At 55.8% G+C, this 15,911-nt stretch carries 15 protein-coding genes and 1 pseudogene; 4 read left to right on the top strand and 12 right to left on the bottom strand.

Annotated features, from left to right (window positions below; all coding sequences use genetic code 11):
- Positions 1 to 96: 96 nt before the first annotated feature.
- The gene (locus KXG62_RS12780) at positions 97 to 1,383 is read right to left on the bottom strand and encodes an ABC transporter substrate-binding protein (protein ID WP_218092359.1); all 1,287 of its coding nucleotides are present in this window, start codon (positions 1,381 to 1,383) and stop codon (positions 97 to 99) included.
- 173 nt (positions 1,384 to 1,556) lie between these two features.
- Between KXG62_RS12780 and KXG62_RS12785 the strand changes: the two genes are divergently transcribed.
- Positions 1,557 to 2,450: a helix-turn-helix transcriptional regulator gene (locus tag KXG62_RS12785; protein WP_218092360.1), complete on the top strand. Its 894-nt coding sequence runs from the start codon at positions 1,557 to 1,559 to the stop codon at positions 2,448 to 2,450.
- Positions 2,451 to 2,497: 47 nt separating this feature from the next.
- Here the strand turns inward: KXG62_RS12785 and KXG62_RS12790 are convergent, their stop codons facing one another.
- The 9 genes from KXG62_RS12790 to KXG62_RS12830 all read right to left on the bottom strand — a co-directional run bounded on the left by KXG62_RS12790 (position 2,498) and on the right by KXG62_RS12830 (position 11,552).
- Complete coding sequence (locus KXG62_RS12790; protein ID WP_246627417.1) at positions 2,498 to 3,898, bottom strand: sulfatase; 1,401 nt, start codon at positions 3,896 to 3,898, stop codon at positions 2,498 to 2,500.
- 80 nt (positions 3,899 to 3,978) lie between these two features.
- Positions 3,979 to 4,905, bottom strand: a complete 927-nt coding sequence (locus KXG62_RS12795) for a TauD/TfdA dioxygenase family protein (RefSeq protein WP_218092362.1) — start codon at positions 4,903 to 4,905, stop codon at positions 3,979 to 3,981.
- 72 nt (positions 4,906 to 4,977) lie between these two features.
- The gene (locus tag KXG62_RS12800; protein WP_218092363.1) at positions 4,978 to 6,519 is read right to left on the bottom strand and encodes an extracellular solute-binding protein; all 1,542 of its coding nucleotides are present in this window, start codon (positions 6,517 to 6,519) and stop codon (positions 4,978 to 4,980) included.
- A 46-nt stretch (positions 6,520 to 6,565) separates the two neighbouring features.
- Positions 6,566 to 7,432, bottom strand: coding sequence for a carbohydrate ABC transporter permease (locus KXG62_RS12805; RefSeq protein WP_218092364.1), 867 nt, complete (start codon positions 7,430 to 7,432; stop codon positions 6,566 to 6,568).
- A 19-nt stretch (positions 7,433 to 7,451) separates the two neighbouring features.
- On the bottom strand, positions 7,452 to 8,426 hold the full coding sequence (locus KXG62_RS12810) for an ABC transporter permease (RefSeq protein WP_218092365.1): 975 nt from the start codon (positions 8,424 to 8,426) through the stop codon (positions 7,452 to 7,454).
- A gap of 357 nt (positions 8,427 to 8,783) precedes the next feature.
- A complete protein-coding gene (locus tag KXG62_RS12815) occupies positions 8,784 to 9,896 on the bottom strand; it encodes a YeeE/YedE family protein (RefSeq protein ID WP_218092366.1) in 1,113 nt (370 codons plus the stop codon).
- A gap of 25 nt (positions 9,897 to 9,921) precedes the next feature.
- The gene (locus KXG62_RS12820; RefSeq protein WP_218092367.1) at positions 9,922 to 10,182 is read right to left on the bottom strand and encodes a sulfurtransferase TusA family protein; all 261 of its coding nucleotides are present in this window, start codon (positions 10,180 to 10,182) and stop codon (positions 9,922 to 9,924) included.
- Positions 10,179 to 10,574, bottom strand: coding sequence for a rhodanese-like domain-containing protein (locus KXG62_RS12825; RefSeq protein WP_218092368.1), 396 nt, complete (start codon positions 10,572 to 10,574; stop codon positions 10,179 to 10,181). The genes KXG62_RS12820 and KXG62_RS12825 overlap by 4 nt, the downstream gene beginning before the upstream one ends.
- 12 nt (positions 10,575 to 10,586) lie before the next feature.
- Entirely contained in the window at positions 10,587 to 11,552 is a 966-nt protein-coding gene (locus KXG62_RS12830; RefSeq protein ID WP_246627418.1) for a sulfurtransferase, read from the bottom strand.
- A gap of 139 nt (positions 11,553 to 11,691) precedes the next feature.
- Here KXG62_RS12830 and KXG62_RS12835 point away from each other — a divergent pair, with 139 nt between their 5' ends.
- Together KXG62_RS12835 and KXG62_RS12840 are read left to right on the top strand one after the other, a co-directional pair.
- Positions 11,692 to 12,765, top strand: a complete 1,074-nt coding sequence (locus KXG62_RS12835) for a YVTN family beta-propeller repeat protein (RefSeq protein ID WP_218092369.1) — start codon at positions 11,692 to 11,694, stop codon at positions 12,763 to 12,765.
- A gap of 19 nt (positions 12,766 to 12,784) precedes the next feature.
- Entirely contained in the window at positions 12,785 to 13,315 is a 531-nt protein-coding gene (locus KXG62_RS12840) for a TlpA family protein disulfide reductase (RefSeq protein ID WP_218092370.1), read from the top strand.
- Positions 13,316 to 13,499: 184 nt separating this feature from the next.
- Here the strand turns inward: KXG62_RS12840 and KXG62_RS12845 are convergent, their stop codons facing one another.
- On the bottom strand, positions 13,500 to 14,444 hold the full coding sequence (locus tag KXG62_RS12845) for an ABC transporter substrate-binding protein (RefSeq protein ID WP_246627419.1): 945 nt from the start codon (positions 14,442 to 14,444) through the stop codon (positions 13,500 to 13,502).
- 26 nt (positions 14,445 to 14,470) lie between these two features.
- Entirely contained in the window at positions 14,471 to 15,520 is a 1,050-nt protein-coding gene (locus KXG62_RS12850) for an NAD(P)/FAD-dependent oxidoreductase (RefSeq protein ID WP_218092371.1), read from the bottom strand.
- 232 nt (positions 15,521 to 15,752) lie between these two features.
- Here KXG62_RS12850 and KXG62_RS12855 point away from each other — a divergent pair.
- Positions 15,753 to 15,884, top strand: a pseudogene (locus tag KXG62_RS12855) (ABC transporter substrate-binding protein); the annotation flags it as partial.
- Positions 15,885 to 15,911: the final 27 nt, after the last annotated feature.

The raw sequence follows: 15,911 nt of genomic DNA on the forward strand, positions 1-15,911 counted from the left end.
CCCGATGAACAGCAAACAACGCAAAAAGCCCGGCATAAGCGATTATGCCGGACGTTGCGCTGCTCCTATCACGTCGTTCTCGTTCTTGGACGCCGCTTACTTTTTCAGCGCCTCGATCTGCTTGGCCGCTTCTTCCTGCGCCTCCCGCAGCGCCGTATTGATGTCTTTGCCGGCGGCTACATCCTTGAACTTCGCTTCCAGCGCCGCGCGCGCCTTGCCCGAGAACGTCGATTGGGCGACGAACGGCGCCGGCTTGCTCTTGAAAATGCCCTCGATATGCTTCCCTTTGAGCAGCGGCAGGTCTGCGCCGAACTGCTTGTTCATCTCCGGATTGTTCAGCCCCGACAGCATCGCCGTCGATTTCGTATAAGCGAGCTGCACCTCGTCAGAGGTCATCACCTGCAGCGTCTGCATCGCCTGCTCGCGGTGCTTGCTCGTCGTCGTAATGCAGAGTGCGTACGCCTTCACCATGCCGTACACGTTCGGCCTCTCCTTGAAGCTCGGGTATTGGGCGATATCCCAATTCACGTCGGACTGCGCCAGCGCGCTCACCACGCCGTGGGAGGCGTACATCGCGACATTTTTATCCTTGGCGAAGCGGTTTACCGTCCCCGCGTGATTCGAGATCGTATTCTGGTTGCCGGGGATGCCGTAAATTTGCTTGAGCGTATCGAATACGTTTCTCCACCCTGCGGTATCGAGCGCCGCCTTCTGCGTCTTCGGATCGACGAACGGCAGCGACAGCGAATTGCCGAGCTTCTCCGGCCCTTCCGGGTCAAGCCCCTTGTACTGAACTCCCCCGTCTTCGCGCGTCAGCTTCTTGGCCAGCCCGATCGCGTCCTCCCATGTCATGCCGTCCTTCGGGTAAGCGACGCCGAACTTGTCGAACAAGTCTTTGTTGTAAAAGAGCGCGTAAAAATCTTGCGCAAACGGCAGCCCGTACAATATCTCTTTCTTATCCCCGTCGCGCATGCCGTCGAGCACCTGGGCGTCGAACCGGCCGAGGTCGAGCCCCGCTTTCTTGACCTCCGGCGTCATATCGCTAAGCAGCTTCAAATCCTGAAACTGAAACAGTACGTCGTTCCACGCCATAATGATGTCGACCGCATTGTCGTCGCTCGTCACGATGCTCTCCGGCTGCGTGTTCGGCCCGCGCACCACCTGCTGCAGCGTAATGTTCGGATACTTTTTCTTCACGGGCTCGGCGATCAGCTTCTGGAACACATCCTCCTGGAAAATGGCGTCCCACATATAAATTTTCAAAGTAACCGGCGGCGCCTCGGCAATCGGCTGTTTCGGTGCGCCGACCGGGCTGCTGCAAGAAGCCAGAAGCGCGGCGAGCGTCAAGGCAGCCGCGGTTTGTTTCACGACGGAACGGACCATGATCGTCAACCTCCCTCTTTTACGGAAAGACTGGCCATACCTCTTACGCCTTCCATATGTAAACCCTTACAATACCGTTATGGTATCAAATGCGCAATTGGTTTAAAATAGACATAATGGACAATATTTCAAGGAAAATGTCCCGATTGTGCAATCGGAAAGGGGAATACGGGATGGAGATTCCCTATCGCAGGGATTATGACGACCTGGACTTGCGGGTTCAGATGGGTCACTTGCAAATCAACGTGTGGTATATCCGGTTCGTTCCCGCTTCGATGCGGACGAATAAGAAGCATGCGCACGGCGGCTATGAGCTGCACTTCATTCCGTACGGGTACGGTCAGCTGATTGCCGAAGGAAACCATTACCGGATTACCCCGAATACGTTTTATTTGACCGGCCCGCTGGTCTACCACGAGCAGACAACCGACGCTGACAATCCGCTCGCGGAATGCTGCATTAATTTCGATATCACCGTGACCAAGAAACGGAACGACGACAACGAGTTTCTCCGGATCGAAACCGACGCGCTCATCGAAACGCTGTCCTCGACACGCTTCTGGTTCGGGGAAGACGCCTACGGCAGCATCGGGTTGTTCCAGCGCATCATGGACGAGCTGGACAACCGGCTTGTCGGGTATTATCACAACATCCGCAGCTACGTCTCGCAAATTATCGTCAATGCCGTCCGCAGCTACCGGGGCGAGAACAAAGCCGACTACGCGCTGCCCCGCAAGACGCTAAACGAAAAAAGAGAGCATCTGCTCGATGCCCTCATGAATCGCGAACCGTCCGATCTGTCGCTGGAACAAATGGCGAGCGCGCTTAAGGTAAGCAAACGCCATCTGCACCGGCTGATGAAGAAGCAATTCCATATGACGTTCAAGCAAAAGCTGTCGCAGGAAAAGCTGGAGATCGCCAAGAAGCTGCTGACGGAGACGCAGCTTACCGTAGACGAAGTCGCGCGCACCGCCGAATATTCGTCGAGCAGCTATTTTTGCAAAAAGTTCAAGGCGCTTACGGGCATGTCGCCGACCGCGTACAGGAAAACCGCGATGCGGGAATAAGCATTGCGGTTCACGTAGCTCCCTGGTCAAGAGCATGCCGCAAGCGGCTATCTCCAAGGGACAAAGTCTGGATTCGGCTGCGGAATCCGCGCTTCGACGCGCTCGCGCCACTGCGCCAGCTTCGCCTGCATGCGCTGTGCCAGCTCCGGAAGCTGCGACGACAAATCGCGCGTCTCGGAGATGTCGTTCTTCAGATCGTACAGCTCGAGCCGCCCGTCTTCGAAAAATTCGATGAGCTTATAGTCGCCGATGCGAATGGACGAGCCCGGCGTGCCTCCCTGGTTGCCGTAATGCGGGTAATGCCAATAGATCGCTTCACGTTCGAGGGCGTCCTCCCCTTGCAACAGCGGGACGAGGCTGCTGCCGTCCGTATGCTGCTCCGGCAGCGGAGCGAGGCCGGCGATGCCGAGCAGCGTCGGATATACGTCGGGGCTTGTCACCGGCACGTCGCACACCGTCCCGGGCTTCGTGACGCCGGGCCACCTGACGATGAACGGCTCCCGCACGCCGCCCTCGTACATCCAGCCTTTCCCCTCATGCAGCGGGCGGTTGCTGGTCGGCGAGCCTTCCGCCGTCGCCAATCCTCCGTTATCCGAGGTGAAGAAGATCGCCGTATGCTCGTACTGGCCGGTCTCCTTTAACGCTTCGATTAACCTCCCGATATTCGCGTCGAGGTTATGCACCATCGCCGCATAGACGGGGTCGGACTGGACGACTCGCCGCTGCACGTGCAAATGCTTCTTGTGCTCGCACGGGAAAAGCTCGCCCTGCACGATCGTTTCGACCTCGTCCAGCCCTTGTGCTCTTGCTTTCGCTGCGAATCGTTCGGTCAGCTCCGGATGCGCCTGAATCGGCGTATGCACCGCATAATGCCACAAGTTCAGGAAGAACGGCGAACCGTCGTTTTGCCGGATGAGCCGAATCGCTTCGTCTGTCAGCCGATCTGTCAAATATTCGCCTTCCGGCCCCTCCTCCAGCGTGTCGATCCCGTACGGGCTGAAGTATCCTTTCTTCGGCGCGCCCCAGTGGCAGCCCCCTACGTTCACGTCGAATCCGTGGTTGTCCGGATAATGCTCGCGGCCGCCCAGATGCCATTTGCCGACATGCCATGTGCGATAACCGCCTTCCTTCAGCGCTGCGGCGACCGACTTCTCCTCAAGAGACAGATGGTCGACGTAAGGCGAATCGATCAGCTTGCCCCGCGCCTTTCCTCCGATCCAGTTCGTTACGCCGAGCGTTGCCGGGTATTTGCCCGTCATGATGCTTGCCCGTGTCGGCGAGCAGACCGGGCAGGCGGCGTACGCCTCCGTGAACCGCACGCCTTCGGCGGCCAGCGTGTCCAGATGCGGCGTTTCGTAAAACGAGCTTCCGTAGCATCCGAGATCAGTCCAGCCCATATCGTCGATCAAAATAAAAATGATGTTCGGTTTTGGTGCAAAATGGCTCAACGCTGAACGCTCCCTTCGGCAGCAAAAGGAAACCGGCATGCCGCCAGGTTTCCTTACTCTTGCTCCTATTTATGATCTTATCAATAAGGACGGTCTCCGACAATCGCAACCCGCTCCGCAATGCGGCGGCTCGGATAATAATCCGACGAAGCGTAATGCTGCGTGGCCCGATTGTCCCAAAAGGCGACGGTGTTCGCTTCCCAACGGAAGCGCACCTGATATTCCGGTACTTGCGCCTGCTGGAATAAGTATTGCAGCAGCTTTTCGCTTTCTTCCGCTTCCAGTCCCACGATCCGTACCGTGAAATTCGGATTGACGTACAGCGTCTTGCGTCCGGTCTCCGGATGCGTGCGCACGACCGGATGCTCGGCCGCCGGAAATTCGGCTTGCTTGATCGGGAGTTGATCCGCAGGCAGTCTCACGCCGAACACATGCGTGAAATCGTGGATCGCCGTCAAGCCGTCGATGCGCCGCTTCACTTCATCCGGCAAGTTGTCGTAGGCGGCTCCCATGTCGGCCCACAGCGTATCGCCTCCCGCTTCCGGCACCTCGATGAGCCGAAGCACCGCGCCGAGCGCGGGGTTGAGCCGCCAGCTCACATCCGAATGCCAGCTGTTTTCCCGGCCGACGGCGTTCTCGTTTTTCGCGAAGCGGACGACTTCGTCCGAATCCCCTACAGGCAGGAACGGGTGGGTCTCCAGCTCGCCCCACAGCTCGGCGAACGCCCGCTGCTGCGCGCTCGTCATATGCTGATTGCGGAAGAAGATAACCTTCCATTCGAGCAAGGCCCGGTTCAGCTCCTTCTGCAGCTCGGGGGACACCGGCTGGCTCAAGTCGACGCCTTCGATATCGGCGCCGATGATCGGGCCGTGCGGCTTGACGTTGAACAGCGTGTACGGCTGCGGCTCTACCCCTTCGGGCAGACGGCGGACGATACGCGGACCGGTCTTAAGACCGCGGACAGGCAATTGCAAGGGACGCTCATGATTGGCTACTACTTCAGACATATGACATTCTCCTCTCAAATAGACGGTTATCGTTACGCCTTTTCGGCTATGAACCTTTTATTTAGGATTGCGTTATTTGCCGCCGTTCTTCTTGTACTCCTCCGTGACGGCCTTCAGTATTTTGTCTCCGCCGGCCTGGCGCCACTTTTGCCCCAATTCGGTAATCCCCTTGTCGACGTCGAGCTTGCCGTTCAGCAAATTGACGAAATACTGGTTGTACACTTCATTGACCGCTTTGCCGAATTCAATCTCCGCGTCCGTCTTTTTGTTAATCAGATTCGGCATAATGTATTTGGATGCCACCTTGACGGAATCAAGCGCCCGTTCAATGCGGGGCTCCGTCTGCGGCAAGTAGCTCTCGTCGATCGGCCAAGTGACGTTGCCCCATGCGATCGGATGCGCCCAGCCGTTCGGAGCGAAGCCGTCTTTCTCGCGTTCCGACTCGTTGTAGCTGATTTTGTCCCCCTGCTTCGTGTAGTGAACGCCCTCGATGCCGAGCTGAAGCAGGTCGCGCCCTTCCTTGGACAGCAAGAACTCGATGAATTGCGCCGCTTTTTGCGGATTTTTCGCCTTCTTGGTCACGGCGGTGAACAGGGCGTTTTTCGACTTCGTCGCCATGCCCTGCTTCCCTTCCGGTCCGGTCGGCGGTGCCGTATAGCCGAGCTTGCCCGTCGGGATGACCTGCTGCAGGCTGCCCTCGATCCGGCTCACGTGGCGGAACAGCGGTCCGTCCATAAAGCCCGCCTTGCTCTGGAAAAACTTCTGCTCCTTGGTCGGGCGGTCGTATACGATAAATTCCGGATCGATCAGCTTCTCATCGTACCATTTCCGCAAGTCGGCGAGCCCCTTCTTGAAGGCGGGATGCTCGAATTTCGGGATCACGTTCCCTTTGTCGTCTTTGGCATAGTCGCCGTAAGGCAAGCCATAAGCGTAAAATACGAAATCGAAGGCGGTCAGTGCGTCGCCGGCGTTCGGCTTATTCGTAATGAAGCCGTATGTATCGGCCTTGCCGTTGCCGTCCGGGTCTTTCTCCACGACCGCTTTGAGCGTGGAATGCAGTTCTTCGAGCGTCTGCGGCGGCTTCAGGCCGAGCTTGTCGAGCCAATCCTGACGAAACTGCACCGTGTAGTTCGACCGCTCCACGCCGCTGATGAACGGGTAGCCGTAAAACTTCCCGTCGATGGCCGTCCACTTCAAGTCGCCCTCCAGCTTTCCTTTCAGCGTCGGCGTATCTTTCAAATAGTCGTTCAGCGGCACGATAATGCCTTCCTTGATCCACTGCGATACGGATTCGGACGGGTATTGCGTCGTGACGACGTCGGGCAAGTCTCCGCTCGCGATCGCGACGTTGATTTTGTCGTACGAAAATTCCGGCACGATCTTGACGGTAAGCTTGATGTTCAGCCGCTTGTTGATTTCCGCGATAATGCGGTCGTTCGGCTGCAGCGGCTTCGCCCCTTGGTCTCCCGTCGTCAGGAACGTCAGCTCGTAGGGCTCGTTGCCGTTCCCCGCCTCCGAGCCGGCCGGTTTATTCGAGCAGCCTGCCGCAAGCAGCAAGGAAGCTGCGCTCGCGCCTGCAATCCATTTGTTCCACGTTCTCTTCTTTGTCCCCATCGTATGTTTCCTCCACCATTTGATTTTTTTATGTTGGACCGGCCGGTCACTCTTTGACGCCGCCGATCATGACCCCATTGACGAAATATTTTTGAAAGAACGGATACACGAGCATGACCGGAATCGTCGCTGCCATCACCGTCGCCATCTTGATCGATGGCCCCAGCAGGAACAAGCCGTCTCCGCCGCCGGAATAGGACGATTCGTTCTCGAACAGCATGCTGCGCAAAAACAGCTGCAGCGGCCATAAATTTTTGTCGCTGATAAAAAAGACGGCGTTAAAAAATTCGTTCCAGCGCGACACGGCGTAAAACAGCGTGATCGTCGAGATGGCCGGCATGGATAGCGGGATGACGATTTTGAACAGGACGCCGATGTCGTTGCAGCCGTCGATGCGCGCTGCGTCAATCAAGCCGTCCGGCAGCGACGAGAAAAAGTTGCGCATGATGATCAAATTGTACGTATTGATCGCGCTTGGGATGATGAGCGCCCAGACGCTGTTCATCATGCCCAAATTTTTGACAATCAGGTACGTCGGAATGATGCCCCCGCTGAACATCATCGTAAACACGATGAGAAACATCATGACGCGGTAGCCCTTCAGCTCCGTTCTCGACAGCGCATAAGCGGCCGTCACCGTGAGCAGCATGCTGATCGCCGTGCCGACAACCGTAACGAAGATCGTTACGCCGTACGAATTCCACAGCTCCTTCATCGAGAATAAATATTCATACGATCCGAGCGTGATGGTCTTCGGAAGCCAATGGACGCTTGCGTTCAAGTATTCGTCGAGCGGTATGATCGAGACGATGAGCGTATCCCAGAAGGGGTACAATGTAATCAGCGCGAGCAGCGCCAGCAGCGTATAGTTAAAGGTGTCAAACAGCTTGCCTGCGGTTCCCGTACGGTGCATATCGATTCCCCTTTCTTCATTAATAAACGCCCTGCTCTCCCATCATCCTTGCGAGCCGATTCGCGAGAACGAGCAATGCGAAGTTGATCAGCGACTTGAACAACCCGACCGCCGCCGCCAGACTGAACCTGCCTTCGGTCAAGCCGATGCGATACACATAAGTGTCGATAATGTCCGAGACGCTGTAGACACCGGGATGATACAGCACGAAGATTTGCTCGAAGCCGGCTTCCATAATGCCGCCCAGCCTTAGAATAAGCAGCAGGATGATCGTGCCCCGCATAAGCGGAAGCGTGACGTGCATCAGCCGCTGCCACCGGTTCGCGCCGTCGATCAACGCCGCCTCGTACAGCTGCGGGTTAATGCCCGCCAGCGCCGCCATATAGATGATCGTGTTCCATCCGAACTCCTTCCAGATCATCGAGAACACGAGTGTGCTGCGGAAGTAAGACTCGTCGCTCATAAAGCCGACCGACGTCCCGCCGAACGCCCGGATGACGTTATTGACGACGCCGTTGTCCGTGGACAGCAGGTTGAGCAGCAGCCCGCCGAGAATGACCCATGAAATAAAATGCGGCAAATAGATAGCGGTCTGCACTGTCTGCTTGAACAGTCTCGACCGGACCTCATTCATCAGCAAGGCGACGATGATCGGCGCCGGAAATCCGAAGGTAAGACGATACAAGCTAATGATGATCGTATTCTTGATTACCTGCCAAAACTTATCTTGCGAGAACAAGTAGGCGAAATGCTTGAAGCCGGCCCAGTCGCTGCCGAGAATCCCTTTTGTGATGCTGAAGTCTTTGAACGCGACAATCGCGCCATACATCGGGATATAGTGGAATATCAAGTAGTACGCAAGCGCCGGAGCCAGCATCAAATATAAATAACGATGAAACCAGACGTAGCGCCAAAACGTTTTTTTGCTGTTTGCCGCCTGTCGCGGGGCGCGTCCCGCGGTCTCGACCCGATAATCGCTGTTCATAACGGACATGCCGTCCATCCCTCCTTCGTAAGTAAAAGCTCTTGTCACCCACGCCCCAACAGACAACAAAAAAAGACACAACAGCCGATCGTACTCGATCGTCATATCGTGTCTCTGGTGGTCCAGTAGACGGATTTTTTTTCGAAGTAATTCTTTTATTCCGATGCGTTTACTATGATTTATTTATAAATGGATCGTAGCACCTGCAGCCCATCTTTGTCAATGCCATTTTTCAAAAAAGTTCCGAGACCTCCACCGGCTGTGCGAACCGTACGCCCAATGATTGAATCAAAAACACGACTCCCCTGGAGAATCGTGTTTGGGCCGTGTCCCGATCCGCTCTATATACGTGCACGTTCCCTGGCATTACATCGAGTCGTAACGCTGAAACAGCATCAGGGGCATTTTGAATACATAGGCGACGACGATAAAGATACCGATCATCATGCCAACAATGACCAGCACGCTGCTCAGCGACAGTCCGCCGACGCCCGTAATGACGTTGGCGATGTTGCAGCCTGGCGCGATTCGCGACGATACGCCCATCAGCAGGCCGCCGCCGATAGCATAGGGCAAGCGCGAGGCGCGCGGTAAGCGGATCTTGAAGCTTCCGCTCAGCACCGATGCCGCAAGCGAGCCGATGATGAGAAATATGACGAGCGTTTCTTCCGGTCCGAGACCAACCCGCGGGAAATCGGCAAACAGCGCATTCAAATACGTGTTGTTGAATACGACGTCGTCGCCGAGCAGCTGCGCCAGCGCAACGGCCCCGATACGCGTCTCCGGACCGGTGATGCCCACGTTGGACATGAGCGCGAATTGAACCGTCGCAACGACGCCGATCAGGAAAGCGACAAGACGAATGTCCCAGTGCGATTGCTTGAACGGATTGTTCTCCCAATCGGTCAGCGCCGCCTTCACCCCGTTCCAAAATCCGGACGCGCCGTGCCGGTACATCGCGATAAGCAGCATCCCGGCGACGAGGACAACGGGAATGACCCAATACGGGATGGGCAAAGAATACAGCGTATATCCGTTCTCGACCAGCGTCAAAGGCTGCAGCGCTTCCCTTGCCCACGGATCATAAATAAAGGCGAACAGCAGATTGCCTGCGATTGCGAACAGCAGCACGATCCAAAACTGCACATACCCCATGCCGCACCGGTACAGCGTCCCCGAGCCGCAGCCGCCGGCGATCGTCATCCCGATGCCGAACAAAATGCCGCCAAGCAGATTCGCGCCGCCGAGCGGTACGGTCCAGACGTCGGACACCTGCTTGACGCCGAGCGTAAGCACGAGCGCCCAGCCGAGCAGCGCCGTGGCGATCAGCACGAGCACGCCGTTCAATATCCGGTTATCCCTCACGCTGATCCAGTCGCGAATCGAGGCCACGAAGCAAAAGTCCGCCTTCTGCAGTAGAAACCCGTACAGGAACCCGAAGACTCCGGCCAGTATAAAGACATCCAATGTGTATGCCATCAGTCTTCCCCTTCCAGCTCAATCCTTATATTTTTTTCACGAAAATATGATACTGCCCGTTCTTCTTGGCAACGCCGAGAAACTCCCCGTATTTGTTCATCTTCACCGCGGCCGGAATCGTCTTCGTCGCGATCGTATGATCCGTAATTTCGACGACGATCTCGCCCGGCTTCGCCCGCTTCAGGCCGTCCAGCGCCAGGTTCAACGTATGCGGGCATACCTCGCCCACCGCATCGACGGTAATATCGGCTTTCAATTCCAGCAGTTGTTGTTCGTTCAAGCTCATAGGTTGATCTTCCTCTCCAGTTGGTCTAGTGCAAACGCGTCGACGATGCGCTCGCGGCCGGTGGCCACCTCGCGCCCTTCCTGCTGCCATTGCAGCGTGCCGCCCGAGTAATTGTGCACCTGCGCAAAGCCGTTGGCGCGGAAAAACTTGGCGACCTCCATACTCCGCCGTCCGCTCCGGCACACGAATACGTACGCTCGCTGCGGGTCGAGCTTCTCGATCCAATCGATGATCTCGCCCATCGGAATGAGCGGAATGCCCGGGATGTGGGCCGCTTCGTACTCTTCGATCTCCCGTACGTCAATGACAATCGTCCGGCGCTCCGGGTCGCCCGCGAATTCGATCAGCTCCTGCGAATTGAGATGGGATATATGTTCGATGATCTGTGCCATGGAATCCGCTCCTTATTTGACGACTTCGGTGTCGGCCGCATTGCCCCATTCCGCCCATGAGCCTTCATAAGGACGGATGTCGGAAAATCCGAGCAGTCGCAATGTAAAATAAGTGTGGGCCCCGCGCACGTTCGTCTGGCAATACGGAACGACCGTTTTGTCCTGCACGACGCCGATTTGATCGAAGGCCGCTTTCAAATCTTTGTAGCTTTTGAATTTCGGCACGCCGTCCGCTCCGCTCGCGTCGACCGCATCGCTCCATTCCTTGTTGACCGCCTGATCGATATGCCCGCCCTTCTGCGAACGAACGTCCTCGCCTGTGTACTCCTTGGCGGAACGAACATCGAGCAGCACGCACTGCTGTTTGTTCAATTCCTTAATTTGATCCTTCGTCGTAACCAGCTTATCGTTTGGCTTGGCGACAAAATTGCCCTTCGTCACCGCCGGCTTGTCGGTCGATACATCTTTGCCGGCGGAAGCCCAGGCGGCATATCCCCCGTTAAGCACCTTCACTTTGTCTTTGTGCCCGTAATATTCCAGTGCGTAAAATACGCGCGTCGCATTCAGCGCATTGCCCTCATCGTACAGCAGCACCGTCGTGTCGCTGTTCACGCCGAGGCTCTGGAACAGCTCCGTGAACGGCTCGGTCGCCAGGATCGTATTGTTTTTGGCGTCTTTAAGCAGTCCGGAGTTTAACGCGATCGCGCCGGGAATATGTCCTTGCTCATAGCCTTTGGCACGCACGTCGAATATTTTCACTTTGCCGTCTTTGGCATGCTCTTCCGCCCATTTGACGTCTGCGAGCAGATGCGCGTTCGGATACGTATCGGACGCTTTCACCACAGCCGCCGACCCGCCGGTCTTGGTATCCCCTGTATTGGCATTGGCAGCTTGAGGCGCTTCTTTTTTACCGCAGCCGGCCGACATTAAGGCAACCGCCAACATAGTTAAAATCATCCACTTGCTCTTGCTTTTCATCGATCATTCCCCCTACAGCTTGAAAATAAATGATTGCTTTCCATCGCGATTACACCGTATAATATCATCAATTCCGATAGAAATACAATGATTATTTTTGAGGTCCACGAACATGCTGTTCAAGTTAGGAGAGCCTGCAATGAATACGTACAAAAAAAGTCTGCTCATCGGCGCCGCATCGTTGACCGTCTTGTTAAGCGGATGCGCCCTGGAAACGAAGCAAGAGGCGGAACTACGACTGCACGGGAAATCCGCAAATGCCGCGGAATCGGCTGCTGCCAATCAACCAGCCGCCGGCAAATTGACGAGCATCCAGTTCTATGTCCCTTCCGAGAAGGAGAACCGCATCTCCGTCATCGATGTCGTCTCCAGTAAGGTGGTCGGGAACATCCCGGTGTCGGAATCCCCATCGACCGTCATCTTCTCGAGCACGATGCGCGAAGCGTACGCGGCCAATATGCACAGCAGCACGATCTCGATCATCAATACGCAGACGCTCAGCGTCGTAAAGGAAGTGCCTGTCGGTCCCATGCCGCACGGCATGGTGCTCTCACCTGATAATAAAACGTTATATGTCGCCGCCGTAGCGGATCAATTCGTTTATCTCGTCGATACGAAGGAAGGCAAGGAAGCGGGCACGATCGATTTGGGCACCGGCGCCAAAACGAATTACCTCGCCCTGCTCGGCGACAAGCTGTATATCAGCGATCATGAGAATCACAAGGTCTATATCGTCAATGTGAAAACGAAGACGGTTGAACACACGATCGCGACCGGCAAAATCCCGCGCGCCGGCAAAGTAAGCGATGACGGGAAGACACTGTACGTCCCCGTCGCCGGCGACCGCGCCCTAGAAATCTATAACACCGCCGACGGCAAGCTGCTCGGCAAAATCGACGCGATCGACGGAGCGACGGACGTTGTCGTCACCGATAACGGGCAAACGGCAATCGTCACCGGTATGGAGGGCAGCTCCGTCACTTTTGTCGACCTGCAAAGCTATAAAGCGGTGAAGACGCTCACCGGTCTGCCCGGCGCCAAGCATATTTCGTTCAATCGGCAGCAAACGAAAGCGTACGTAACGCTGAGCGGCTCGAATCAGGTCGCCGTGATCGATACCGAGAAACAGGAAGTCACAGACCGGATTACCGTCGGCGCGCAGCCCCACGGCATTCAGCTCAAGGCGCTGCCCGGCATCGGCGGCAGCTGCTGACGGCTAAGGAGGAACGGGGATGCTGCGTAACCGGATCATTGTCATCATCATTTTGTTATTCGCCGGAGCGACGGTCTACTGGCATGTGTTTCAAGCCAAAGACGCGGCGAAACCGGCGGATACCGCGCCGCAACCCGGCTACCTAGCGCCCTCCTTCGAGCTGGCCTCGCTCGAGGGACAGCCGTGCCGCGTGGGCGGAAGCCGGGACAAACCGCTGCTCTTGAATTTCTGGGCTTCATGGTGCGGACCTTGCCGCCAGGAAGCGCCGGATTTAAAGGCGCTGTACGATCAATATAAAGACCGGCTCGATCTGTACGCCGTGAACGTCACCCATCAGGATACGCTCGCGGATGTGAAGGAGACCGTCCGCGAGTTCGACTTCCGGTTCCCTGTCCTGCTCGACCCGAAAGGAGACGCGACCGGCCCGTATCAAGTGCGGGCCATCCCTACCAGCTATTTGATCGACAAGAACGGTAAAATCGTCGAAGTGCTGTACGTGATGGAGCGCGAGCAGCTCGAACGGAAAATAAAGAAGCTGATCGGCGATTGAGCTCGGGATTGACATAACCTTGGCACCGCACGTGCCGGTTCGCCTCTTGCTGGGAATAAAACAAAAAAGCACCATCATCCGTAGCTCTACGAATGATGGTGCTCGTTTTGTATTTCCTGCTGTCAGGCACAGTCCTGCCTCCGTATAACGCGCCAGCCGCCTTGATGTAATATCCGGGCGACCGCTAGCCGGAAACCGACTTGACGATGTCGTCCATTACTTTTTGCCCGGCGATGACGCCGTTGTACAGCCAGCTGCTCTTGGAATCCATCTCATATACATGACCGGCACGTACGGCAGGAACGTTGCGCCATAACGGGTCTTCCAGATTACCGGCCAGCCCTTTGTCGTGGTTCACAAGGAAAATATAATCGGCGTCCAGCTGCGCCAGCTTTTCAAGCGAGATCGGCGTCCAGTTCGCTTTCGCATCCGGAAGCACAGAGAGAATGTTAGGCGGCTTCAGGCCAAGATCGCCGTATACGACAGCCCCGCTCGCTACTTTGCCGTTGACTACGTAAAAATTTTTCTTCGTAAGCCACAGAATGGCAACCTTCTTGTCGCCGATGGATGGCTTCAGCTTCTCCTTCGTTGCGGCCGCCTTCTGGTCATACTGCTGCAGCGCCTTGCTCGCCACATCCTTCTTGTTCAGCAGCTCCGCCATCCGGTTCAGCGTCTGGCGATAGTCGTTGATCGTCTCGCTGCCGAGCACATACGTCGGCGCAATCTTCGAATACTGCTCGTAGAGCCCTTTCTCCACTGCCGATTCCGGACCAATGATGAGCAGATCCGGGTTAAAGCTCAGCACGACTTCCGGCGGCAGCGTCGAAGGAATGATCGGCACGCCTTCCAGCTCGCTGCGCAAATAGTCCTGCACGTTCCCTTCCTTAACAGACCATTGCGCCACCGGTTTAATGCCGAGAACGAGCAGCGGGTCTTCCAAATACGAGGCGATGATGCGCTGCGGGTTCGCCGGCACCTTCACTTCATGTCCCATGCTGTCTTTCATTGCGGCAGGTGCGGCAGGGGCGACCGGAGCGGCCGACTTGCCGCAGGCTGACAACAGCGCGATGGCGCATAGCGCCAGTATACCGAACAAGCGGCCCGCCGACTTATTATACTTATGCATCATGAACAATCCTCCAAGTAAAATCTCATTTACAGCTCCATCAGCTGCTTCACGATCTCGCGGTTGCGCTGCTTGAACAGCTCGTTATGCGACGAGACCATCCCGACTTTAGTGGCGTCGGGTTGTATATACTGCTTCGCTTTATTCACCGCGTTGGCCGCGTCCTGGAACGCCCCGGCGATCAAATTCAGCTTCCCGTCATGCCGCAATATATCTCCGGCGGCGTAGAGTCCGGGGATGGACGATTCGCTGCACGCCGTGCCGGCAATATAATAGCCGTCCGCGATGTCGATACGGAGTTCGCTGTTGTTGAGCAGCGCCGTGTCGCGCTCATAACCGTGATTAATAATGACTTCGTCGATCTCAAGGTAACTAATCTCGCCTGTTTCATGATTCGTGAGCTGCACGCGCTCGACCGTTTCATGATCGTCGCCGGCGATTAATTTGGTGATCGACGTGTTGAAATGGCACACAACCGAGCTGTTCATCAGCTGCCGGACCTGCGCTTCATGACCCGTCAGGGCGTTTTTGCGGTAAGTCAAATGCACTTGTCGGGCGATCGGTTCCAGCTCATTGGCCCAGTCGACCGCAGAGTTGCCTCCGCCGGATATAATGACCGTCTTGTTCTTGAACCGCATGAGCGACTTGACGGTATAGTTCAAGTTCGTCACCTCGAACCGCTCCGCTCCTTCGATCTCCAGCTTCTGCGGGTTCAGAATTCCTCCGCCGACGGCGACGATGACCGTTCTGGACCCATGCTCACGGCCAGAAGCGGCGCGCAGGACGAACAAGCCGTCTTCTTCGCGCGAAATCGATTCGATTTTTTCATTCAGCACGACTTCAGGTCCGAAAGTCAATCCTTGCTGCACGAGCTGCTCGATCAGCTTCGCTCCGGACGTCGGCATTAACCCGCCTACGTCCCATATCATTTTTTCCGGATAAACATGCACTTTTCCGCCGAGCCTGGGCTGAAATTCGATGATCTTCGTTTTCATTTCTCTAAGACCGCTATAGAAGGCGGAATACAACCCAGCCGGGCCTCCGCCGATGATCGTCACGTCGAATACCTCTTGATTCATCTCCCGTTCTCCCCCACTAAGATGATAATGATTATCATTATTAATAAATATACCGTCTTTTCATCCTGATTACAACAATCGGCTGCCAACGAAAAAAAACTGTACTATCTAATCATATCGATAATGATTCTCATTATCAAGATAAATTTCCATTTTCTATTTTACACCGTTCCATTCCATCCATTTTTTCGAGGTAAACCATGATGAACAAAATGCATGTTTCCTTTGCTCTGCGGGAAAGGACATGAAAGCGAAAATCGGCGAGAACGCCACCGTCTCCGTCTTTGAAAGCTCCGACAAGCAGATCTGTGTATTCGGCGACAACTGGGGCCGGGGAACGGAAATTATTTACCGGGCCGACAAGTAAAAACGCTTTCAGGCCCTTACGGCG

Source organism: Paenibacillus solanacearum (assembly GCF_910593845.1).
GTDB classification, from domain to species: Bacteria; Bacillota; Bacilli; order Paenibacillales; family NBRC-103111; genus Paenibacillus_G; species Paenibacillus_G solanacearum.